This window comes from Pseudooceanicola sp. NS-SX9, from assembly GCF_057380705.1.
Genome location: NZ_CM170818.1, coordinates 2,208,451 through 2,230,099 on the forward strand (window position 1 = coordinate 2,208,451; position 21,649 = coordinate 2,230,099).

The following is a 21,649-nucleotide window of genomic DNA, read 5'->3' on the forward strand; positions in this document are numbered from 1 at the left end:
AAATACTCCCGCCGGAGGCAGCAACCGTGCCACCGGGAGGGACCTCAGGCCTTGCGGCGCGCCCAGCACCAAAGGGCGATGATCTCGGTCGCGACATGGGCGCCGGCGATGGCGGTGGCGCCCGTCGTGTCGAAGGGCGGAGAGACCTCGACCACGTCGCCGCCCTTGAGATCAATGCCCGCGATGCCGCGCAGGATCGCCGCCGCCTGGGCAGAACTGAGGCCGCCCCAGACCGGTGTACCGGTGCCGGGGGCGAAGGCCGGGTCCAGGCAGTCGATGTCGAAGGTCAGGTAGCAGGGCCGGTCGCCGACAATCTGGCGGATTTTCGCCGCCGTGGCGCGGGCGCCGATCTCGTGCACCTCGGGGGCGTCGATGATGTTCATCCCCCAGGCGCTGTCGTTCACCGTGCGGATGCCCACCTGCACCGAGGTCGCCGGGTCGATGAGGCCGAGCTTGATCGCCTTGTAGAACATCGTCCCGTGGTCGATCCGGGACATGTCGTCATCCTGCCAGGTGTCGCTGTGGGCGTCGAAATGCACCAGCGACAGGGGGCCGAATTTCTCGGCATAGGCCTTGAGGATCGGGAAGGAGATGTAGTGATCCCCCCCCAGCACCACCGAGGCCGCGCCCTGGTCGAGGATCGAGCGGATATGCGCGGTCAGCGTGTCGGGGAAATCGGCCACCCTGGCATAGTCGAAGGCCAGGTCGCCGTAATCCGCGATCGCGAATTCGCCCAGCGGATCGAATCCCCAGCCATAGGGCGGATCATAGGGTTGCAGCGTCGAGGCCTCGCGGATGGCGCGGGGACCAAGGCGGGTACCGGTGCGGTTCGTCACCGCCTGGTCGAAGGGCACGCCGGTCACCGCCAGGTCGAACCCGGCGAGGTCCTTGGTGTAGCGCCGCCGCAGGAAGCTCGGGGCGCCGCCGAAGGCGTTCTCGTAGGAGAGGCCCCGCGGATCGGTGCGGGTGAAAGCCTGGTCTACCTGGGTCTTTGCATCTTCGAGCGCCATCGGCTCAGGCCTCCTCAAGGGGCAGTGCGGTTTCGACCAGCCGGGCGAAGAAGCTCGCTCCGACGGGGGCGATCCGGTCGTTGAAATCGTATTTCGGATGGTGCACGGCGGCGGTATCGCCCTGGCCGATGAACAGAAAGGCGCCGGGACGGGCCTTCAGCATGAACGAGAAATCCTCGGCGCCCATTTCCTTGCCCTGATCCCACAGCACCCGGCGTTCGCCAGCGATGCTGCGGGCGATGTCGGCGGCGAAGGCGGCGCAGCGGGCATCGTTGACCGTGGCCGGGTACCAGCGTTCGTAGATCAGATCGGCCTCGACGCCATAGGCTGCGGCCTGACCGGCAACGATCTGGTTCAGGCGGGCCTCGACCATGTCCTGCACGGCCTCGTCATAGGTGCGCACCGTGCCGTTGATATAGGCCGTTTCGGGGATGATGTTCTCGGCGCTGCCGGTGTGGATCTGGGTGATCGAGATCACCAGATCCTGCTGGGCATTGTGATTGCGCGAGGGGATCGTCTGGATGGCCGAGACCATGCCGATGACGGCGGGGATCGGATCGCGGGTCTCGTGCGGGGTGGCGGCATGGCCGCCCTTGCCGCGGATGTGGATATGGATCGTGTCGACCGCGGCCATCTGGGGGCCGGGATTGGTCATGAAACTGCCCTCGGGCAGGCCGGGGGCGTTGTGCAGCGCATAGACCTCGGCGATGGAGAAAGTGTCCATGATCCCGGCCTCGACCATGCGGCCGCCGCCGCCGCCGTCCTCTTCGGCGGGCTGGAAGATCAGGGCGACGCGCCCGGCAAAGCTGCGCGTCTCGCAAAGGTATTTGGCGGCCCCCAGCAGCATGGTGGTATGGCCGTCATGGCCGCAGGCATGCATGCGCCCCGGCACCGTCGAGGCATGGGGAAGGCCGGTCTGCTCTTGTAAAGGTAATGCATCCATGTCGGCCCGCAGGCCAATGGTTTTGCCGGGTTTTCTTCCATTGATGATGGCCACGATTCCGGTGCGGGCAATGCCCTCGTGGATCTCGTCCACACCGAAGTCGCGCAGTTTACAGGCCACGAAGGCGGCGGTTTCCTGACAGTCGAATCCAAGCTCGGGGTGGGCATGCAGATGGCGTCGCCAGTCCGTCATCTCTTCCGCGAGGCCGGCAAGACGATTGATCACGGGCATGGTCTGGACTCCTTCCGACACTGAGGTCAGGTTGCAGGAAAGCTGAAACCGCGAGGCACCGCAATGGCCGAAACCGACCGAGATCCGATCCATGATGTTCCGCCGGGCCTGCCGCAGCTGCTGGTGATCCTGCAACGGCTGCGCGATCCCGAGACGGGCTGCCCCTGGGACATCGAGCAGGATTTCGCCTCGATCGCGCCCTATACAATCGAGGAGGCCCATGAGGTCGCCGATGCCATCGAGCGCGAGGCCTGGGACGAGCTGGAAAGCGAGCTGGGCGACCTGCTGCTGCAGGTGGTGTTCCACGCCCAGATGGCGCAGGAGCGCGGGCTGTTCGGGTTCGACGACGTGGCGCGGCGGGTGGCCGAGAAGATGATCCACCGCCATCCGCATGTCTTTGGCGACGAAAGCCGCGACAAGAGTGCCGATCAGCAGACCGTCGACTGGGAAAGGATCAAGGCGGCCGAGCGCGCCGGCAAGGCCGAGACGCGGACGCTGGACGGGGTGGCCAAGGCGCTGCCGGCGCTGATGCGGGCGGTGAAGCTGCAAAAGCGCGCGGCACGGGTGGGCTTTGACTGGCCCACGACCACCGAGGTTCTGGACAAGATCCGCGAGGAAGCCGCCGAGCTGGTCGAGGCACGGGACGAGCTGACCCAGGCCGAGGTCGAGGAGGAATTCGGCGACCTTTTGTTCGTGATGGCGAATCTGGGGCGACACCTGCAGGTGGATCCCGAGGTGGCCCTGCGCGCGGCGAATGCGAAATTTACGCGCCGTTTCAATGCGGTGGAGGATGCTTTGCAAGTGATGGGTAAACGTCCTGCCGACAGTGACCTGGCCGAGATGGACGCGCTGTGGGACGAGGCCAAGCGGGTCGAGAAGGCGGCGAAGGCCGCCGAGTGAGGCAGACCCGGAGGGGGAGCTGCCCCCGTCGCGGCAAAGCCGCGCCTCCCCCGGAGTATTTTTGGCCAGATGACTGCGGAAGCCACACCTGCCGTTGCGGCAAGTGTGGACAGGGGCGCGGGGCGGCGGCAGGCTTTTGACCAACTGGTCAGAGCGAAGGAGACCGCTGCCGTGGCGCGCAAGATCATCATCGACACCGATCCCGGGCAGGACGACGCGATTGCCATCCTGCTGGCGCTGGCCTGCCCCGCCGAACTGGAGGTGCTGGGGATCACTGCCGTTGCCGGCAACGTCCCGCTGGATCTGACCCGGCGCAACGTGCGCGTGGTCTGCGAGCTGGCCAGGCGCACCGATGTGCCGGTCTTTGCCGGTTGCGACGCGCCGATGCGTCGGCCGCTGGTGACGGCGGAACATGTGCACGGGGCCACGGGGCTGGACGGGGCGGAGCTGCCAGAGCCCGAAATGCCGCTGCAGGCGCAACATGCCGTCGACTTTATTATCGAGACGTTGCGGGCAGAGCCCGAGGGATCGGTGACGCTCTGCCCGCTGGGACCGTTGACCAATATCGGGACGGCCTTCGAAAGGGCGCCGGACATCATTTCCAGGGTCCGGGAAATCGTGCTGATGGGGGGCGCCTATTTCGAGGTGGGCAATATCACTCCGGCAGCCGAATTCAACATCTATGTTGATCCCGAGGCCGCCGACATCGTCTTCCGATCCGGCGCGAAGATCACTGTGATGCCGCTGGACGTGACCCATAAGGTGCTGACGAAAAAGGCCCGCGTGCAGGGCTTTGCCGAGATGGGCACGAAGGTGGGCGATGCCGTGACGGGGTGGCTGGAGTTCTTCGAGCGCTTTGACGTGGCGAAATACGGATCCGACGGCGGGCCGCTGCATGACCCTTGCGTGATCGCCTGGCTGCTTGAGCCCGAGCTGTTCTCGGGGCGGTTCATCAATGTCTGCATCGAGACGCAGTCCGAGCTGACGCTGGGCATGACCGTGGCGGACTGGTGGGGCGTGTCGGGGCGCGCGCCCAATGCGATGTTCATCGGCGATGTCGATGCGGAGGGCTTCTTTGAGTTGCTGCGCAGGCGTATCGCAACGCTCTGAGCCTCTGGTCATCGGCCCCGGGGCGGCATAGCTTCGGGGCATGAGCATCCGGTTCGACAATTCCTTCGCCGCCCTTCCCGAAGGGTTCTTCTCTCGCCAGGCGCCGCGCCGGGCGGGCAATCCTTCGGTGCTGGCGGTGAACGACGCGCTGGCGCGGCAGCTGGGCCTGTCCCTGCCCGCAGAGACCGACGCGCTGGCGGCACTGTTTTCCGGCAATGCCCTGCCCGAGGGCGCCGATCCGATGGCGCTGGCCTATGCCGGGCACCAGTTCGGCGGTTTCTCGCCGCAGCTGGGGGACGGACGGGCGCTGCTGATCGGCGAGGTCGTGGCGCCAGATGGCCAGCGGTGGGACCTGCAGCTGAAGGGATCGGGACGCACGGCCTTTTCACGCGGCGGCGACGGGCTGGCGGCGATGGGGCCGGTGTTGCGCGAATATCTGGTGTCCGAGGCCATGGCGGCGCTTGGCGTGCCGACCTCGCGGGCGTTGGCGGCGGTGGCGACGGGCGATCCGGTGATGAGAGAGACGGTGCTGCCCGGTGCGGTGCTGACGCGGGTGGCGCGGTCGCACATCCGGGTGGGGACCTTCGAATATTTCGCCGCCCGGCAGGACAGGGTGCGGCTGCGGCTGCTGCTGGACCATGCCATCGCACGCCATGATCCGCAGGCCGAAGGGCCGCAGGCCTTCCTGCGTGGGGTCATCGCCCGGCAGGCCGGGCTGGTGGCGCAATGGATGTCGCTGGGCTTTATCCACGGGGTGATGAACACCGACAACTGCACCGTTTCCGGCGACACGATCGACTATGGGCCCTGTGCCTTCATGGATCGCTATCACCCGACGACGGTCTATTCCTCGATCGACCGGCAGGGGCGCTATGCCTATGACAACCAGCGCCATGTGATCGTGTGGAACATGGCGCAGCTGGCCTCGGCGCTGCTGGCGCTGGAGGACGACCCCGAGGCCATGGTGCCCGCCTATACTGCCGATGTCCATGCCATGCCCGCCCTGGTTGACACCGCCCTGCGGCAGCGGTTCGGGCAGAAGATCGGCCTTGCTACGGCGGGCCCCGATGACCAACCGATGATCGATGCGCTGCTGCGGCTGATGCAGGATCAGGGCGTGGATTTCACCAATCTTTTCCGGGCGCTCTGCCACGGTGTGAAAGTAGCATCCGAACAGTTCACCGACCCCGCGCCGTTCCTCGACTGGGCCGCAGCCTGGCAGCAACGGCTGCAGGGCGAGCCCGACCCCGAGGCCCTGATGGCGCAGGTGAACCCGGTGATCATCCCGCGCAACCACCGCGTCGAAGAGGCGCTGGCCGCCGCCCAGACCGGCGACATGGGGCCGTTCCGCGCCCTGCATCAGGCGCTTGCGACCCCCTTCGATCCGGGGCATGAGGGCGGCCCTTTCACCCGGCCGCCACTGCCCGACGAGGTTGTCCGCGCCACGTTTTGCGGCACCTGAGGATCACGCCTCAAGACATTGTGATCACTTGCGGAAACGCTCTTTCAGGCGAGTGTCCTTCAGCCGCCTGAACAGCTGTGGGTTGCGTTCGACGAATTGCCGGATCAGGCCTGAAAGGCCGCCGCGCTCCTGTCCCTTCAGATAGGCATAGCCGACCGAGGCCCCGAGGATCGCGCCGACATGATCGACGATCAGGTCCCCCATCGTGTCGATCAGCCCGGATTTCTGCATGTTGGTGCCGAAAAGCTGGTCCATGGCGAATTCGAAGACCTCCCAGGTGGCGCCGATTGAGACGGCAAAGCAATAGGCGAAGAAGGCCATCGCCAGGGGCGTTGTTGCAGAACTCAGCCGGTGAAGGATTCACATCGGGAATCCATGCGGTTAGACGCGCTGCATGAGCAAGCCCAAGCCCGCCCGCTACCACACGACAAACTGGTCTACCTACAACGATGCGCTCAGGAAGCGCGGGTCACTGCTGATTTGGCTGAACAAGGAGATGGCCTGGCACGCGCCGCATGAGGGACGCCCAGGGCGCCCGCCAGTTTTCTTGGATGCCGCGATCCAGTTCTGCCTGTCGATCAAGGTGCTGTTCAAACTGCCGCTCAGACAGACAGCCGGGATGGTCGCGAGCCTCCTGCGGCTCGCAGGACTGGACTGGCCCATTCCCGACTACTCGACGCTGTGCCGTAGGCAGAAGACCCTCAAGGTGCAGATCCCCTATCGTCGTGCCGACGGGCCGCTGAATCTGCTGGTGGACAGCACCGGCATCAAGTTTCTTGGCGACGGCGAATGGCAGGCCCGCAAGCATGGTGTTCAGGGTCGTCGCCAATGGCGCAAGGTGCATCTGGCAATGGACACTACCACTTCGGATATCCGGGCCGTTGAGTTCACCCCCAGCCGGGAAGGCGACAGCCCCATCCTGCCAGACCTGTTGGGCCAGATCCCCGAGGACGAGGACATCGGCACCGTGACTGCGGATGGCGCCTACGATACCCGCCGATGTCACAGCGCCATCATCGCACGCGGCGGCTCGGCAATCATACCGATCCGAAGGAACGGTCGGGCTTGGAAAGAGGACTGCCCGGCTGCCAAGGCGCGCAACGAAACCCTGCGCGCCACACGTCACTACGGCCGGGCGTTCTGGAAACGGTGGACCGGATACCACGCTCGCAGCCGCGTGGAGGCCAAGATGCGCTGCATCAAGTCCTTCGGCGAGCGCATCGCTGCAAGGGACCCCGATCGCCAAACCGCCGAAATCCACATCCGCGTCGCTCTTATCAATCGCTTCAACGCGCTCGGCACCGCCGAGGTTGTTCGCGTGGCCTGAGCCTGAACGGGAAAGGGGCACTCACGTCTCAGGCCGCCTTTCTGCAACAACGCCATCGCCAGGGGCGGCGCGGCGTAGCGGTCGCCCTGGAACATCATCAGGATCAGCACCGCCCCCACCATGCCAAAGCCCACCGCCGAGCCGCCGTGCATCACGATGTCCCACCACCAGTAGCGGTTATAGAAATCGAACACTTCCCCGAGGAAGATCGTGCCCCATATGAAGATCACGATCGCCGTGAAAAAGCCCGGAGGGATCCGGATCGCGATGCGGCGCGCCACCAGGAGGGGCGCCATGGACAGCACCAGCGTCGCCAGCGCGACAAAGGCCAGGGGCCAGCGGCCCAGCACCAGGGACTCGGCCATGGAAAACAGCAGTGACAGCCAGATCAGGCGTGTCACAAGGGTTTGCTCCCGGAACATGTGGCGGATCTCTCGTTCTCGTGTCAGGCCTGTCAGATGACTTCAGCTATTCTTCGGATCGCAACTTACAACCTGCAAAAATGCGTGGGGCTGGACCTGCGGCGCAATCCGCGCCGCTGCCTTGAGGTGCTGGAGGCCACGGGGGCCGCCATCGCCGTCCTGCAGGAGGCCGACAAGCGCCTGCCGCCCCGCCCCGCCGCCATGCCCCATGACATGATCCAGCGCGAGGGCTGGCAGGTGCTGCCCTTCGGCCAGCCGGGCGGATCTTTGGGCTGGCACGGCAATGCCATGCTGGTGCGTCCCGGCATCCACTGCACCGGCACGCACCGGCTGGACCTGCCGGGGCTGGAGCCGCGCGGCGCCATCATTGCCGATCTTGAGACGCCCATCGGACCGCTGCGCATCATCGGCGTGCACCTGGGGCTGGTCGGACGCTCGCGCCGCAAGCAATGCGCCGCCCTGCGCCGCGCGGTCGAGCCCTTGGCGCCAAGGCCGCTGCTGATCGCGGGGGATTTCAACGAATGGGGCTCGGGCACCGATCTGGATGCGGAACTGGGCTTTATCGACCTGCTGCCCTCGCCGCCCAGCTATCCGGCGGTGCGGCCGGTGGGGGCGCTGGACCGGTTCGGGATCTCGGCCGGGCTGAAGGCGGGGCCGGTGCGCCCGCATCGGGTGCAGCCTGCGCGCATCGCCTCGGACCATTTGCCGCTGACGGTGGACCTTTCGGCGACGGGGGCGCATTAATCCGGGGACTGCCGGCATTTCCGGCCCCCGAAACTGATCCTCCGGTTCCATGTCGATTATCCAGATCGCCTCGCTCGTGATCGTGCTGGCCGCCGCCTTCGGCACGATCAATTATTTCCTCTTCCGTCTGCCGGCCTCGATCGGGATCCTGCTGGGGGCGCTGCTGACCTCGGTCGGGATGATGCTGTTCGATCTGGTCTTCCCGGGCTACGGCCTGGCCGCCCGGATGCGCAACCTTGTCACCGGCTTCGATTTCTCGCAGGCCCTGCTGGAGGGGATGCTGGGGCTGCTGCTGTTTGCCGGGGCGCTGCATGTCAAGGTGGCAGAGCTGCGCAGCCAGTGGAAGATGGTGCTGCTGATGGCGACGCTGGGCGTCGGGCTGTCGACGGCGGTGGTGGGCTACGGCTTTTCCTGGATGACGGGGCTGCCGCTGGCGACGGCGCTGGTCTTCGGGGCGCTGATCTCGCCCACCGATCCGGTGGCGGTGCTGGGGGTGCTGCGGGCCGCGCATCTGCGCCCCTCGCTCGAGGTCCGCATCGCCGGAGAGAGCCTGTTCAACGACGGCGTGGGCTATGTCGTCTACCTGCTGCTGGTTGCGATCGCCTTCCCCGGCACCGGGACCGAGGCCCATGCCGGCCTGGGCGGCGCGCTCATGCTTTTCGCGCGCGAGGCGGGCGGCGGGATCATTGCCGGGCTGGTGCTGGGCTATCTGGTGTTCCGCATCATGCGCCGCATTGACGAGCCCGCGCTGGAGCTGATGATCACCCTGGCGCTGGCCTTCGGCGGCTATGCCCTGGCCGATGCCCTGGGCCTGTCGGCGCCGATCATGGCGGTCAGCGCGGGCCTGCTGATCGGCGACATCGGCGCCCGCCGCGCCATGTCCGAGCGCACCTGGAAATATGTCGAGGCCTTCTGGACCATGATCGACGAGATCCTGAACGCCGTCCTCTTCATGCTGATCGGCTTCGAGGTCTTCGCCGTGGCCTTCAAGGCGAGCTACCTGCTGGCGGCGGCGCTGGCGATCGGGCTGTCGCTGCTGGCGCGTCTGGTGTCGGTGGCGGTGCCGATCCTGCTGCTGCGGGCGCGGGGCGATTTCGGCAACGGCACCATCCCGATCATGACCTGGGGCGGGCTCAAGGGGGGCATTTCGGTGGCGCTGGCACTGTCGCTGCCCGACTCCGAAGCCAAGCCCCTGATCCTGGCGGCGACCTACTGCGTGGTGATCTTCTCGATCCTGGTGCAGGGGCTGACGGTGGGACGGCTGGCACAGAAGGTGGGCCAGTGACCCGCTGGCTGGTGCTGCTGCGCGGCATCAACGTGGGCGGTGCGGGCAGGCTGGCGATGGCCGATCTGCGCGCCGCCCTGCAAGGGGCCGGCGCCCGGGACGTCCGCACCCTGATCCAGAGCGGCAATGTCGCCCTCACCCTGCCCGATCCGCTGCCGGATCTGTCGCGTGACGCCCTGCCCTGCGACGCCCCGCAGCGCCGGATGCTGCCCGGCCCCGCCCACAAGGATCCGGCACGCCCCGAGATCACCACTCGCCCCGTCGCACCACCCGAAACCTGCGGCCCCACCGTCGGGCCGCGCGGCAGTGCAGATCCCGGCAGCAGCCAGGGCGGCACCCCAGGCCAAACCTTCAATCAGGATGCCCCAGCGGTTCCCGCCGTCGGCCCGGGAGGCACCTCTGATCCTACCACCCGCCAGGATGCCCCGGCGGTTCTCGTCGCCAGCCCGGGTGGTACTTCTGACCCTCGCCAAGGGGCCCCAGCGGTTCCCGTCGCCAGCCCGGACGGTACCTCTGATCAGACCACCCGACAGGGGGCCCCAGCGGTTCCCACCGCCAACCCCGACAGCGGCGCGGGTCCTTCTGCGACCCCGGCCAAGGTTGCCGCCTTCGTCCAGCGGGTGATCGCCACTCACTTCGGCCTGCACCCCGCGATCCGCGCCCTGTCACCGGCCCAGCTGCAGGACCTGCTGGACCACCTGCCTTTCGAGGGCGACCCGGCGCAGTTGCACCTGGCATTGCTGACAGATCCCGAGGCCGCTTTCGATCTGACCCCTTTGCAAAGTCATGCAACACAGTTTGAAAAGATCGCTGCCGGTCCCGGCTGCCTTTACCTGCATCTGCCGCAGGGGCTGGGCCGGTCGAAACTGGCTGCCCGGATCGAGCCCATCCTGGGCCAGCCGGTGACCATGCGCAATGTGAACACGCTTCGGCGCTTTATCGCACAGGGCTGAGCCTTGCACCCCGCGCCGCACCCCGTCACACAGGCTGTCGGAAGCAGGAGGACCCCCGGTGACGCAACAGACCCAAGGCAAGGACGTGCTGCGCGCCGTCCTGTGGATGAGCGGCGCAATCGTATCATTCCTGGCCATGGCCGTTCTGGGCCGCAGCCTGGGCGCCACCTACGACACTTTCGAAATCATGACTTGGCGCAGTCTGACCGGCCTTGTGATCATGATCGCCGTGATCACCCTGCGCGGCCGCTGGCCCGAGGTCTCGGCCCGGCATTTCGGCCTGCACATCGGCCGCAATCTGGCGCATTTCACCGCCCAGAACCTGTGGTTCTTCGCCATCACCGTGATCCCGCTGGCCCAGGTCTTCGCGCTGGAGTTCACCTCTCCGCTCTGGGTGCTTCTGCTGTCGCCGCTGCTGCTGGGGGAACGAATCACGCGGATCCGGGCGACCTCGGCCGTGATCGGTTTCATCGGCATCCTGGTGGTGACGCGGCCCGGATCGCAGCCGCTGTCGCCCGGGGTGATCGCCGCCGGGATCGCCGCCGTGGGCTTTGCCCTGACCTTCCTGACCACGAAGCGGCTGACGCGCACCACCCCGACACTTTGCATATTGTTCTGGATGACCGCTTTGCAAAGCGTCTTCGGCCTGATCTGTGCCGGATACGACGGCCATGTCACCCTGCCAGACGCCGATACCCTGCCGCTTCTGGTGCTGGTCGGCGTTGCCGGGCTGACCGCGCATTTCTGCGTCACCTCGGCGCTGCGCTGTGCCCCTGCCACGGTCGTCGTGCCCATCGACTTTACCCGCCTGCCGCTGGCGGCGATCGTCGGCACGGCTGTGCTGGGCGATCCGTTCGACCCGCTGGTGCTGCTGGGGGCGGCGGTGATCTTTGCCGGAAATTACCTCAATATCTGGGCAGAAACCCGGCCCAAAGGCCACGCCCCGACCCCGCTGGCCCGCCAGCCGTGATGGCCGCCGGGCGGGGGTTTGACGCCCCCGCCCGCATCGCCTAGGCAGGGCGCGACACAACCGCCCCGACCGGGGCATCTTAAGGGTCCTGGACGAATGCTCTACCAGACGGCGCAGCAATGGCACGACGCGGCCGAGAAGAAGGTGCTGCTTTTCGGCATGTCGGGGCTGGGCAAGACCTACCTGTCCAATCTGCTGCGCGACAGCGGCGACTGGTTCCACTACTCGGTCGATTACCGCATCGGCACCCGCTACATGGGCGAGCATATCGCCGACAATGCCAAGCGCCACGCCATGCAGGTGCCCTTCCTGCGCGAACTGCTGATGTCGGATTCGATCTACATCGGCTCGAACATCACCTTCAACAACCTGGCGCCGCTGTCGACCTACCTGGGCAAACCGGGCGATGCGGCGAAAGGTGGCCTGCCCTTCGAGGATTACATGATCCGGCAGGACCAGCACCGCCGCGCCGAGATCGCCTCGCTGATGGACACCGCGCCCTTCGTCGACCGCTCGCGCAGCCTTTACGGCTATCCGCATTTCGTCTGCGACAGCGGCGGCTCGATCTGCGAGGTGGTGGACCCCGAGGACCCGCAGGATCCGATCCTGACTGCCCTGGCCGAAACCGCCCTGCTGATCTGGATCAAGGGCAGCGAAGCCCATACGGAAGAATTGATCCGACGCTTTGACCGGGCGCCGAAACCGATGTATTACGAGCCCTCCTTCCTGCGGAAGGCCTGGGCCGAATATCTGGAGGCGTTCGCACGCAGCCCCGATACCGTCGACCCGGACGCCTTCGTCCGCTGGACCTATGCCCGCGCCCTGGCCCACCGCCAGCCGCGCTATGCGGCGATGGCACGTCGCGGGGTAACGGTTCTTGCAGACGAAGTCGCTACCGTGCGAAGCGCCGAGGATTTCAGTGCCCTGGTGGCCAAGGCCATCGACCGGCAGGGCACCGCAGCCGCATAGGTCCGGGGGTGGTCCCCCGGAGCCCCAGTTAAGGTTCAGACATGCCGATCAAGATCCCCTCCGACCTGCCCGCCTATGATGTCCTGACCCGCGAAGGCGTCATGGTCATGTCCGAGGACCAGGCAGCGCGCCAGGACATCCGCCCGCTGCGCATCGGCCTGCTGAACCTGATGCCGAAGAAGATCCAGACCGAGAACCAGTTCGCCCGGCTGATCGGCGCCACCCCCCTGCAGATCGAGCTGTCGCTGATCCGCATGAGCGAGCATCAGACCCGCAACACCGCGGCCGAGCACATGGAATCCTTCTACCGCCCGTTCCAGGAGGTGAAGGCCAGCGGCGAGAAATTCGATGGGCTGATCATCACCGGCGCCCCGATCGAGCACCTCTCCTTCGAGGACGTCACCTATTGGGACGAGCTGTGCGAGGTCTTCGACTGGACCCAGGGGCATGTGTTCTCGACCTTCGGGGTGTGCTGGGGCGGCATGGCGATGATCAACTATTTCCATGGCGTGCCAAAACACCTGCTGCCGGCCAAATCCTTCGGCTGCTATCCGCAGGTGAACCTGGCGCCGACCTCGCCCTTCCTGCGCGGCTTCTCGGATGCCTGCACCGTGCCGGTGTCGCGCTGGACCGAGGTCCGCCAGCCCGACATTGACGCCGCTCCGGGGCTGCGCACGCTTTTGGGCAATGCCGACACCGGCCCCTGCCTGGTCGAGGATCCGCGCCACAATGCGCTCTATGTCTTCAACCATTTCGAATACGACAGCGACACGCTGAAGCAGGAATATGATCGCGACGTCGCCGGGGGCACGCCGATCAGCGTGCCGGTCAACTACTATCCCGACGACGACCCGTCGAAAGTGCCGCTGAACCGCTGGCGCAGCCATGCGCATCTGCTCTACGGCAACTGGGTCAACTACATCTACCAGGAAACCCCCTACGATCTTATGGCCATTGGCCACAAGGAAGCTGCCCTTGGCTGACGGCCTGCTGGCGCTGGCCCTGCTGATCGCGGCGCTGGTGGGGGCGACCGTGCTGCGCGGCGCCCGTCGCGACGCGGCCGCGCGCACCGAGACGCCGCCGGAAGGGCGGCTGATCCTGGTCGGCGGGCACCGGCTGCATGTCGTGCAAAAGGGCCAGGGGCCGGATGTGGTTCTGATCCACGGGGCCTCTGGCAACAGCCGCGATTTCACCTTCCGACTGACGGCTGAGCTGGCAAAGCGCTACCGCGTCACGGTTTTCGACCGGCCCGGGCTGGGCTACAGCGCGCCGCTGGGCCATGGCGCGGCCTCGATCACCCGACAGGCCGACCTGCTGGCTACGGCGGCGCGGCAGTTGGGGCTGGTCCGGCCGGTGGTGCTGGGGCACAGCTACGGAGGTGCGGTGGCACTGGCCTGGGCGCTTCTGGCCGATGGTGGTGCGGGGGCGGTGGTTTCCGTCGCGGGGGCCAGCCATCCCTGGGGCGGACGGCTGGATGCCTTCCATGCGCGGCTGTCGATCCCGCTGCTGGGGCCGGTGCTGGCGCAACTGATCCGCGCCTGGGTACCCGAGCGCCATCTTCGCCGCCAGATCCGGGGCGTCTTTGCACCGCAGCCCGCCCCGGACGGCTATGCCGATCACATCGGCCTGGGCCTGATCCTGCGCCCGCCCGCCTTCGTCGAAAACGCCCGCCAGCGCACCCGTCTGCGCGCAGAACTGGCCGTTCAGGCCGAACGCTATCCGCAGCTGGCGCTGCCGCTGGAGGTGGTCCATGGCACGGCCGACACCACCGTGGGCCTGCAGATCCACTCCGCCCGCCTGGTGGCACAGGTCCCCGGCGCCCGGCTGACCACCCTGCCCGGCATCGGTCACATGCCCCACCATGTTGCCCGGGGCCAGGTCATTGCAGCCATCGACCGCGCTGTGGCCCGCCGCTAGACGCGGCACCCGATGTGTCCCATGTGACGCGCTGCCCCTGCGCGCCGCATGATCCGCCGGCACGGCGTCCCTCGGATCCGGGCTCCGCACCGACCAGCACTGCATTGCGCAAGAAGGCCCCTGCCGTCATGCCGCATGTTGCGGCATCCCGCCCGGGGGGCGGATCGCCTGCGCCATCGGATTGACCGGCACGGCGCCCCAGCCCCCAAAGCGCAAGGATCACAGCCGACAGCCTGTCGCAGCCCCCCGTCGGAGGACGCGGGGCCATGGTCATCGGCGCGGCAATGGCACCGTTGCGCCCGAACCGGCGGGCCTCATGCGGAACGGCGCCCGGCGTCCTTCCGGTTCGGACCGGCGCAGGGCCGTCATCAGGATCGCCGCCTTGGAACGCCCGCCAGGGACGGCGCTACGGCATCTGGCGCCTTATCGACATGTCGGCGGCTTGTCGCAACCGCTTCGCCATCAAACCCAAAGCGCCCGGTCGGATTTCTGTGGAACTTCATTGCCATGGAGTGTGCGGTGGCGACCAAGGCCAAGAGCAAGCCGGGGGTCCGCAACTTGACCGGGGGCAGAGACGGCAGATTTCATTCAGGACGTTGATCATGGTCAGGGGCCTATGCCCGGATCGGCCGGACGGCTGGATCGGTAGGGGCCTCTCCCGATCGCGGACCTCTGGGTCAGAGCACGCTTTGTAGCGTCCTGACTTCTCCCACGCGTCCGCTGCACGAACGGGCGGACCGGCCACGTCTGCTCAAGCTGTTCATCTGAGGCGATCTGAACCCCATCCCGCCAAGCCGTACCGCCGGATCGGCAGGCGGAAGGGACATTGCTTGATCCTCGACGGCCCGCGATGTTCGAAACGGTGAACCAGCGTGGCCAGAATTGACCAAAGGCAAGATCGCCTGCCGATCCTGAGGCTGATCCTGATCGCCCCGATTTCGGGATGGTCCGCATCGCTCGGCAGCAGGACGACAGAATAGGGCGCATCTCGCGCGGCGCTCTGGCCGCATCCGGCACAGACTTGGGGAACGCCGCCGCCGATGGCCCAATGTCCCGACCCGCCCCAGATGCCCGGGCGCTTCAGCGCAAAGGGATGGGCGGCGCCCACAGTCCATCGCCCCGCATGAAGCCGTTGATCAGGGTTTTGGCCGCGGCCAGTTCAATCCGTTGGCCATCGCGGCCGGTGGTCGCGACCACTGCGCCACAGCCGCCTGCATTGGTCATTGCGGCCAGGGGACGGTTTGCAAAGGCGGACGCCAGCCATGCCGGCCGCGGGGCGAAGACCGGACCTGTCGCCACACGAGCTGGGAATGCGGCATCCCGATCCGGCTATACTGGATCACCTGGTTCAGAGACGGCCTGCCTGGGCACGATTGTACGGCGGGCAACCCCATCGAATGTCACCCTGAACCACAGCGGAACTGGTCGATGATTTGGATAGCCCTTCGGGAGAAAACCCAAAGGACATCCCGCCGCCACTGAACAGTCGGGCCCGGTTCGAAACGATCGGGGCGGGAATGGGCAACCCCCATATCCTGACGTACAGACTGAAGTCCGCAGAGACATGGCGCGGAACGTACAGGCCTGCATCAGAGATTTAATAAGCGCGCGTGCCGGGGATCAGGGTCGCCCGGGCAGGTGCGGCGGATCGCAATCGCCCTCGGCTGCGACCCGCTGAACGGAATCCGCCCCCCTCTCAGAAGCGCAACGAATGCGATTTACCCTTCTCTTGGTTGTGGTCGCCCGAAGGGTTCTGACCGCCACGCCCCCTGACGTCGGCACCGCGTTTCCACGCGGCCTTGCCCCGAAAGCGCCAGACCAATTCGCCCGTCAGAGCAGGCTCAGACCCGCCCCTTCGAGCCCGGCGCCCGCAGTCCCATCCGCCGCTCCGGGCCTCAGCCCGAAGGCGTCTCCCCACATGCCTCCTGAAGCCCTGCCTGGGACCCGGGCGGACTGCCCCTCCGATGAGGCCCGTGCGGTTCCATGGGAATCTCGCCCCAAGCCATCCAGCCGGGCCATCCGCGCCCGCCTCGACGCAGGGTCCCAATGCCCGTCACCCCAGACCCACGGATCGGCTTCGTCCGGACAACGCGCCCTCACCCGCCCCGGTCCGACCGCCTCAGGCGCGGCGGCGTTCGGGGGCATTCTCGCGGCCCAGGCGCTTGTTGGCGATCCGCCGGTCGTTCAGATCCACCCCGCCAGAGATGCGGAACTCGCCCACCCTGGACGCCAGCGTGTTGGCGGTTTCCGACAGTACCGCATTGGCCGACAGCGTTTCCTCGAAGATCGCGGCATTGGACTGGGTAAAGGCCTCCAGCTCGGTGATCGCGGTGTTGACTTCGCGCAGGCCGCGCGACTGGTCGGCCGTCGCTTCCGAGACAGCCTGCATCCGCTCCACCGTGCGCTCGACCGCGGTGCGGATGCCTGACAGCGCCGCCCCCGTGGTCTTGACCAGCTCGACCCCGCGGTTCACGTTCGAGGCCGAGGCATTGATCAGTGCGTCGATCTCCTTGGCGGCGTTCGAGCTGCGCTGCGCCAGTGCCCGCACCTCGTTCGCCACAACGGCAAAGCCTCGTCCCGCCTCGCCCGCCCGCGCCGCCTCGACGCCGGCGTTCAGCGCCAGCAGATTGGTCTGGAAGGCAATGTCGTCGATCACCGTGATGATCTTGCGGATCTCCGAAGACGAGCCCTCGATCTGATCCATCGCCGACACCGTGGTGCCCATCAGGGACGTGCCCTGGCTGGCCTCGTTGCGGGTGGCCTCCGTCGCGGTGCGGGCAGCGCCGGTGTCGCGGGCGATCTCCTCGATCAGGTCGGTCAGCTGCTGCAGCATGCTGGCCGCAGCCGACAGCGTCGCAACCTGCTTTTCGGTGCGCTGGCCCAGGTCCTCGGCCGCATCGGCGATCTCGCGCGACTGGTTGCGGATCGAGACGACCTCGGCCTGGACCACGGTCATTGCCTCTTCCAACCGCGCCACCCCGGCGTTGAAACTGTCCGAAAGCCCGGCAAAATCCTCGGGCAGCGGCTGGTCGATCCGCGTCGTCAGATCCCCCGCCGCCAGCGCCGCCAGCTTGTCGCGCAGCAGGCCAATGACCTTCTCGATCTCGCGGCGATGTCGGGCCTGGGTCTCGGCCACCTCGGCCTCGGCCCGTCGGGTGGCAGCGGCGTTTTCCTCGGCCCGGGCCAGGAGCTCTTCGGCATCGCGGCGGGCACGGGTGGCGGCGGTCGAGGCCTCTTCCGCCAGTTCCACCGCCTCGATCGCCTGACGCTCGCGGTCATCGACCTGATCCAGCGCGGTGCGGGCCTCGGCCATGGCGGCCTCCAGCTGGGTATGGCGGTGTTCGGAATAGAGGGCCTGCAGCAGGCGCACCCGGGTGATCCCCGCCAGGCACAGCGCGGCAGCACAAAGGGCACCGGTCAGATAGACCGTCCGCAGCAGATCCAGCCCGGTATCGGTCGTCAGATAGGCCAGCCGGGGGAAGAACAGGCTGGCCAGCACCAGGTACAGCGCGACCAGCCCCACGGCCGCCGCCAACCCGCGCAGGGTACTGAGCGTGGCAATCCCGGCCAGCGCAAGAAAATAGAACATGTGGCTGTCAGGCTGCAACCCCGTCCCCATCGAGGCGACGTTCAGCACGATGCACTGCCCGGTCAGCACCAGCGACAGGCCCGTGCGCGCGGGCTCGCCCTCAAGCCGTTGCAGCAGCAGGGCCGCCAGCCCCAGCAGCCCGCCCATCCCCAGGGCCACCGGCCAGGTGCCATTGCCCGCCCAGAGCGCCGTGGCCAGCGCCAGCAGGGCCAGCCCGAGGCACCCCATGGCCAGGTGGCGGGCGCTTTGACGTCGGCTGCGTTCGAACCGCGGTCCAAGGGCCCCCGGCTTCATGGCATCGGAGATCGAGGCACCACGGGCCGTGGCCTGCGGCGCGGGTTCGGCGGTGAGCGTGTTCAAATCGGACCCCGGTGCGAATGACAGTTCCCCCCGGTGGTGCCAGATTCGCCTTTCCCGAGCCTTAACCCCTAAAGGTCCGGCGCGATCAGCCCCAGCCCGCGCAGGTAAATGCCAACGCCGCTTTCCAGCAGTTCCTCGGGGTTGAAGGGGCTTTGGGTGCCGGGGGAATTGCGCGCGAACAGCTCGACCACGCCGTGGCACATCGCCCAGACATGGGCCGAGACCATCGAGGGCGGCGGGCGTTTCTCGACCGGAATATGCCCCGAGAGGTCACGCGCGGCGCGTTCCAGAACGGCGCGGGCGCGTTGCGCCTCATGCGCCAGCTCAGTCGTGCGGTTGACCGAGATGCCGCTTTCGAACATCGCGATGTAATGACCCGGATAGCGGCGGGCAAAGGCCAGATAGGCGCGGCCCGTCGCCTCGAAGGCCGCCAGCGCCGAGGGCTGCCCGGTCTGGTAGGCGTATTCGATCACATCGGCAAAGATCACGTAGCCCTGCCGCGCGGCCTCGGCGATCAGGTCCTCGCGGCCCTCGAAATGGCGGTAGACGGCAGCGGGGGTGACCCCGGCCTGCTTGGCGGCCTCGGACAGGGTAAAGCCGGTGGGGCCCTTTTCCTCGATCAGGGCAAGGGCGGCCTCGACCAGGGCCTGGCGCAGGTTGCCATGGTGATATCCGCGCTTTTTAGGCATCCCAGATCCCGGGGCCGCCGCAGATCAGCGCATCGGGGCGGCCGACCACGCGCTCATCCTTGCCGGTATAATCGAGCGCGTTCAGCACCATGCGTATCGCCGCCAGACGGGCCCGGCGCTTGTCGTCGCTGCGCACCACCGTCCAGGGGGCATCGTCGGAATGGGTATGGTCGAGGGTCTCGTGGATGGCACGGGAATAGCTGTCCCAGCGTGGCAGACCCTGGACGTCAATCTCGCTCAGCTTCCATTGCTTCAGCGGGTCACGCTCGCGGTCGAGGAAACGTTGCAGCTGCTCGGCCCGGCCGACGTTCAGCCAGAACTTGAACAGGTGGATGCCGTCGCTGGTCAACATCCGCTCGAAGCCCGGAACCTGGGCGAAGAAATGCCGGCGCTGCTCGGGGGTGCAGAAGCCGAAGACATGTTCGACCACGGCGCGGTTGTACCAGGAGCGGTCGAAGAAGGTGATCTCTCCGGCGGTGGGCAGATGCTTGATGTAGCGCTGGAAATACCACTGGCCGCGCTCGCGCTCATGGGGGGCGGGCAGCGCCACCACATGGATGCCGCGCGGGTTCATGAATTCGCTGAAGCGCTTGATCGTGCCGCCCTTGCCGGCCGCGTCGCGGCCCTCGAAGAGGCAGACCACCCGCGCGCCCGAAGCCTGCACCCAGGCCTGCATCTTGACCAGTTCGATCTGCAGCGCCTGCAGCTCGGCCTCGTAGGCCTTGCGCGACAGGCGCTCGGGATAGGGATAGGACGGGTCCAGGATGTCGCCATGGTCGGCCAGGGCGATGGCCTGCCGGATCGGTTCGGGGGCCTCGGTCTGGTAATAGGCGCTGATGGCGCCGTTGAAGGGCAGGTCCAAGGGGCTTCCTCCGGGTCGTGGGACGGGCGTGCGGAAGATGTAATGTGAAACCTGTTCACTTGAAAGGGGCACGGCAGCGAAGCGCCAGAAAAGCCTTGGGAAAAGGCGGATGGGAGGGAGAGACGGAGGCCCTGGCACGGGACCGTGAGGTTGGGGGGGGCGCTGCCCCCACCCGCGCCCGGGCGCGGGTTCCCCCGGAGTATTTCCGGCCAGATGACAGGGAAGCCGGGGGGCGGGCCGGATAGGCGGTGCGCAAAGGAAAAGGGCCCGCCGAAGCGGGCCCTTTCCGAAATCGAAACGCCGGAAATCAGCGCTTGGAGAACTGGAAGCTGCGGCGTGCTTTGCGCTTGCCGTATTTTTTCCGTTCCACGACGCGGCTGTCGCGGGTCAGGAAGCCAGCGGCCTTCAGAGCGGCGCGCAGCGACGGATCGAAGAGCTGCAGGGCTTTCGAGATGCCGTGCTTGACCGCACCGGCCTGGCCGGACAGACCGCCGCCCTTGACGGTGGCGACGACGTCGAACTGGCCGTCAACGCCTGCGATGCCGAAGGGCTGGCAGACGATCAGCTGCAGAACGGGACGAGCGAAGTACTTGCTCATTTCCTTGCCGTTCACGACGATCTTGCCCGAGCCGGGCTTGACCCAGACGCGGGCAACCGCATCCTTGCGCTTGCCGGTCGCGTAGGAACGGCCGAGCGCGTCACGGACGGGCGCGCGGGGTGCATCCAGAGCAGCAACGGTGCCGGCTTCTGCGACGACGCCCTTCAGCTCTTCCAGGGAGTTCACTTGATCGGCCATCTGACTCAGCTCCGGGTGTTCTTGGAGTTCAGGGATTTGACATCCAGCACTTCGGGCGCTTGCGCCTCGTGCGGGTGCTCGGAGCCTGCGTAGACGCGCAGGTTGGTCATCTGCTGGCGGGACAGGCGGTTGCCCGGCAGCATACGCTTGACCGCCAGGGTCACGACGCGCTCGGGGTACTTGCCTTCCAGGATCTGGCCCGCGGTGCGGTCCTTGATCCCACCCGGGAAGCCGGTGTGCCAGTAGTATTTCTTGTCACCACGCTTCTTGCCGGTCAGCTGGACCTTGTCGGCGTTGATGATGATGACGTTGTCGCCCATATCCATGTGGGGGGTGAACGACGGCTTGTGCTTGCCACGCAGGCGCATGGCAACGATCGATGCAAGACGGCCCAGCACGACGCCTTCGGCGTCGATGATGATCCACTTCTTGTCGATGTCTGCAGGCGTTGCAGAGAAGGTTTTCATGACGGTGCCCTTTGAAATTTGGCAGCCCGCGCGATCCGAAGACCCGCGGGCGACGTGATGGGCGGGTTATACCGTCAAATCCGGGCCAGTCAATTGGCTGATAGGCAAATTATTCCTTTATGATCAATTGGTTGAAAAATAGGTATTATAGCACCCCATGAAATTACCCCTGCCCCGCGCCCGTCCGGGGCGGAATCGAGTAGGTCAGCGCAGCCCGCGCCACCGGATCCGCCAACCCTTCGGAATAAAGCCGCACCTCGCCCACCGCCAGCACGCGCCCCAGCTTCAGGATCTCGGGGCGGGCGATCACATCGACGCCGGCCGCGGGCTTGCGCATGAAGTCGATCTGCCCCGAGGTCGTCACCGCCAGCGCCTGCGGTCCGATCCGCGCCAGCAGCGCCAGGTAAAAAGCCACATCCGCCAGTCCGAACAGCGCCGGTCCTGACACAGTGCCCCCGGGGCGCAGGTGCCGCTCTGCTACCCGCAGCCGCAGCAGCAGCCCATGCGCATCGGCCCCGGGGAGGTAATCCCCGGCCACCTGCGGGAATTCGGCGGCCAGAAAGGCGCGCATCGCGTCAAGATCCATGGCGGTCTCCTCCTGCCGGCATCCTGCCCGATCGGGCGCTGCGGAAAACAGCCCTTT

General features: G+C 66.8%; 20 protein-coding genes and 1 pseudogene. 11 read left to right on the top strand and 10 right to left on the bottom strand.

The window, feature by feature from the left end; translation table 11 throughout:
• Positions 1-44 precede the first annotated feature (44 nt).
• Both speB and AC2ITM_RS10565 read right to left on the bottom strand, forming a co-directional pair.
• Positions 45-1,010: an agmatinase gene (gene speB, locus AC2ITM_RS10560; RefSeq protein ID WP_486466608.1), complete on the bottom strand. Its 966-nt coding sequence runs from the start codon at positions 1,008-1,010 to the stop codon at positions 45-47.
• A 4-nt stretch (positions 1,011-1,014) separates the two neighbouring features.
• Positions 1,015-2,184 (bottom strand): M20 aminoacylase family protein, encoded by a 1,170-nt coding sequence (locus AC2ITM_RS10565; protein ID WP_486466609.1) that lies wholly within the window; start codon positions 2,182-2,184, stop codon positions 1,015-1,017.
• A 63-nt stretch (positions 2,185-2,247) separates the two neighbouring features.
• Between AC2ITM_RS10565 and mazG the strand changes: the two genes are divergently transcribed.
• From mazG to AC2ITM_RS10580, 3 genes are all read left to right on the top strand, one after another.
• Positions 2,248-3,084: a nucleoside triphosphate pyrophosphohydrolase gene (gene mazG / locus AC2ITM_RS10570; protein WP_486466610.1), complete on the top strand. Its 837-nt coding sequence runs from the start codon at positions 2,248-2,250 to the stop codon at positions 3,082-3,084.
• Positions 3,085-3,255: 171 nt separating this feature from the next.
• On the top strand, positions 3,256-4,194 hold the full coding sequence (locus tag AC2ITM_RS10575; protein WP_486466611.1) for a nucleoside hydrolase: 939 nt from the start codon (positions 3,256-3,258) through the stop codon (positions 4,192-4,194).
• Positions 4,195-4,234: 40 nt separating this feature from the next.
• Positions 4,235-5,656, top strand: coding sequence for a protein adenylyltransferase SelO (locus AC2ITM_RS10580; RefSeq protein ID WP_486466612.1), 1,422 nt, complete (start codon positions 4,235-4,237; stop codon positions 5,654-5,656).
• Positions 5,657-5,680: 24 nt separating this feature from the next.
• Here the strand turns inward: AC2ITM_RS10580 and AC2ITM_RS10585 are convergent, their stop codons facing one another.
• Complete coding sequence (locus AC2ITM_RS10585; protein WP_486469419.1) at positions 5,681-6,016, bottom strand: DUF2238 domain-containing protein; 336 nt, start codon at positions 6,014-6,016, stop codon at positions 5,681-5,683.
• A gap of 34 nt (positions 6,017-6,050) precedes the next feature.
• Here AC2ITM_RS10585 and AC2ITM_RS10590 point away from each other — a divergent pair, with 34 nt between their 5' ends.
• The gene (locus AC2ITM_RS10590; protein ID WP_486466613.1) at positions 6,051-6,983 is read left to right on the top strand and encodes an IS5 family transposase; all 933 of its coding nucleotides are present in this window, start codon (positions 6,051-6,053) and stop codon (positions 6,981-6,983) included.
• Between the two features lie 80 nt (positions 6,984-7,063).
• Here AC2ITM_RS10590 and AC2ITM_RS10595 read toward each other — a convergent pair.
• Positions 7,064-7,405, bottom strand: a pseudogene (locus tag AC2ITM_RS10595) (DUF2238 domain-containing protein); the annotation flags it as partial.
• 36 nt (positions 7,406-7,441) lie between these two features.
• Between AC2ITM_RS10595 and AC2ITM_RS10600 the strand changes: the two are divergent.
• The 7 genes from AC2ITM_RS10600 to AC2ITM_RS10630 all read left to right on the top strand — a co-directional run bounded on the left by AC2ITM_RS10600 (position 7,442) and on the right by AC2ITM_RS10630 (position 14,243).
• Positions 7,442-8,149 carry an endonuclease/exonuclease/phosphatase family protein gene (locus AC2ITM_RS10600; RefSeq protein ID WP_486466614.1) on the top strand — a complete coding sequence of 236 codons (708 nt, stop codon included), beginning with the start codon at positions 7,442-7,444 and terminating at the stop codon, positions 8,147-8,149.
• Positions 8,150-8,198: 49 nt separating this feature from the next.
• Positions 8,199-9,434, top strand: a complete 1,236-nt coding sequence (locus tag AC2ITM_RS10605; protein WP_486466615.1) for a cation:proton antiporter — start codon at positions 8,199-8,201, stop codon at positions 9,432-9,434.
• The gene (locus AC2ITM_RS10610; protein WP_486466616.1) at positions 9,431-10,387 is read left to right on the top strand and encodes a DUF1697 domain-containing protein; all 957 of its coding nucleotides are present in this window, start codon (positions 9,431-9,433) and stop codon (positions 10,385-10,387) included. The genes AC2ITM_RS10605 and AC2ITM_RS10610 overlap by 4 nt, the downstream gene beginning before the upstream one ends.
• Positions 10,388-10,445: 58 nt before the next feature.
• Positions 10,446-11,357, top strand: a complete 912-nt coding sequence (locus AC2ITM_RS10615; RefSeq protein WP_486466617.1) for a DMT family transporter — start codon at positions 10,446-10,448, stop codon at positions 11,355-11,357.
• Between the two features lie 96 nt (positions 11,358-11,453).
• A complete protein-coding gene (locus tag AC2ITM_RS10620) occupies positions 11,454-12,326 on the top strand; it encodes an ATPase (RefSeq protein ID WP_486466618.1) in 873 nt (290 codons plus the stop codon).
• A gap of 41 nt (positions 12,327-12,367) precedes the next feature.
• Complete coding sequence (locus AC2ITM_RS10625; protein WP_486466619.1) at positions 12,368-13,309, top strand: homoserine O-succinyltransferase; 942 nt, start codon at positions 12,368-12,370, stop codon at positions 13,307-13,309.
• Positions 13,302-14,243: an alpha/beta fold hydrolase gene (locus tag AC2ITM_RS10630; protein WP_486466620.1), complete on the top strand. Its 942-nt coding sequence runs from the start codon at positions 13,302-13,304 to the stop codon at positions 14,241-14,243. The genes AC2ITM_RS10625 and AC2ITM_RS10630 overlap by 8 nt, the downstream gene beginning before the upstream one ends.
• 2,119 nt (positions 14,244-16,362) lie before the next feature.
• Here AC2ITM_RS10630 and AC2ITM_RS10635 read toward each other — a convergent pair.
• The 6 genes from AC2ITM_RS10635 to AC2ITM_RS10660 all read right to left on the bottom strand — a co-directional run bounded on the left by AC2ITM_RS10635 (position 16,363) and on the right by AC2ITM_RS10660 (position 21,592).
• A complete protein-coding gene (locus tag AC2ITM_RS10635) occupies positions 16,363-18,192 on the bottom strand; it encodes a methyl-accepting chemotaxis protein (protein ID WP_486466621.1) in 1,830 nt (609 codons plus the stop codon).
• A gap of 68 nt (positions 18,193-18,260) precedes the next feature.
• Entirely contained in the window at positions 18,261-18,881 is a 621-nt protein-coding gene (locus AC2ITM_RS10640) for a TetR/AcrR family transcriptional regulator (RefSeq protein WP_486466622.1), read from the bottom strand.
• Positions 18,874-19,743, bottom strand: coding sequence for a polyphosphate kinase 2 (gene ppk2 / locus AC2ITM_RS10645; RefSeq protein WP_486466623.1), 870 nt, complete (start codon positions 19,741-19,743; stop codon positions 18,874-18,876). Before ppk2 ends, AC2ITM_RS10640 begins: the two co-directional genes overlap by 8 nt.
• A gap of 307 nt (positions 19,744-20,050) precedes the next feature.
• Positions 20,051-20,539: a 30S ribosomal protein S9 gene (gene rpsI, locus AC2ITM_RS10650; RefSeq protein ID WP_486466624.1), complete on the bottom strand. Its 489-nt coding sequence runs from the start codon at positions 20,537-20,539 to the stop codon at positions 20,051-20,053.
• 5 nt (positions 20,540-20,544) lie between these two features.
• Positions 20,545-21,006, bottom strand: a complete 462-nt coding sequence (gene rplM / locus AC2ITM_RS10655) for a 50S ribosomal protein L13 (protein ID WP_486466625.1) — start codon at positions 21,004-21,006, stop codon at positions 20,545-20,547.
• Positions 21,007-21,169: 163 nt separating this feature from the next.
• Entirely contained in the window at positions 21,170-21,592 is a 423-nt protein-coding gene (locus AC2ITM_RS10660; protein ID WP_486466626.1) for a PaaI family thioesterase, read from the bottom strand.
• Positions 21,593-21,649: the final 57 nt, after the last annotated feature.

Excerpts from the sequence above, each read along its gene's own strand:
- mazG (WP_486466610.1), top strand. The coding sequence starts at position 2,248 with ATGGCCGAAACCGACCGAGATCCGATCCATGATGTTCCGCCGGGCCTG.
- AC2ITM_RS10660 (WP_486466626.1), bottom strand. The coding sequence starts at position 21,592 with ATGGATCTTGACGCGATGCGCGCCTTTCTGGCCGCCGAATTCCCGCAG.
- speB (WP_486466608.1), bottom strand. The coding sequence starts at position 1,010 with ATGGCGCTCGAAGATGCAAAGACCCAGGTAGACCAGGCTTTCACCCGC.
- rpsI (WP_486466624.1), bottom strand. The coding sequence starts at position 20,539 with ATGGCCGATCAAGTGAACTCCCTGGAAGAGCTGAAGGGCGTCGTCGCA.
- AC2ITM_RS10600 (WP_486466614.1), top strand. The coding sequence starts at position 7,442 with ATGACTTCAGCTATTCTTCGGATCGCAACTTACAACCTGCAAAAATGC.
- AC2ITM_RS10605 (WP_486466615.1), top strand. The coding sequence starts at position 8,199 with ATGTCGATTATCCAGATCGCCTCGCTCGTGATCGTGCTGGCCGCCGCC.
- AC2ITM_RS10565 (WP_486466609.1), bottom strand. The coding sequence starts at position 2,184 with ATGCCCGTGATCAATCGTCTTGCCGGCCTCGCGGAAGAGATGACGGAC.
- AC2ITM_RS10620 (WP_486466618.1), top strand. The coding sequence starts at position 11,454 with ATGCTCTACCAGACGGCGCAGCAATGGCACGACGCGGCCGAGAAGAAG.
- AC2ITM_RS10625 (WP_486466619.1), top strand. The coding sequence starts at position 12,368 with ATGCCGATCAAGATCCCCTCCGACCTGCCCGCCTATGATGTCCTGACC.
- rplM (WP_486466625.1), bottom strand. The coding sequence starts at position 21,006 with ATGAAAACCTTCTCTGCAACGCCTGCAGACATCGACAAGAAGTGGATC.
- AC2ITM_RS10590 (WP_486466613.1), top strand. The coding sequence starts at position 6,051 with ATGAGCAAGCCCAAGCCCGCCCGCTACCACACGACAAACTGGTCTACC.
- AC2ITM_RS10640 (WP_486466622.1), bottom strand. The coding sequence starts at position 18,881 with ATGCCTAAAAAGCGCGGATATCACCATGGCAACCTGCGCCAGGCCCTG.
- AC2ITM_RS10580 (WP_486466612.1), top strand. The coding sequence starts at position 4,235 with ATGAGCATCCGGTTCGACAATTCCTTCGCCGCCCTTCCCGAAGGGTTC.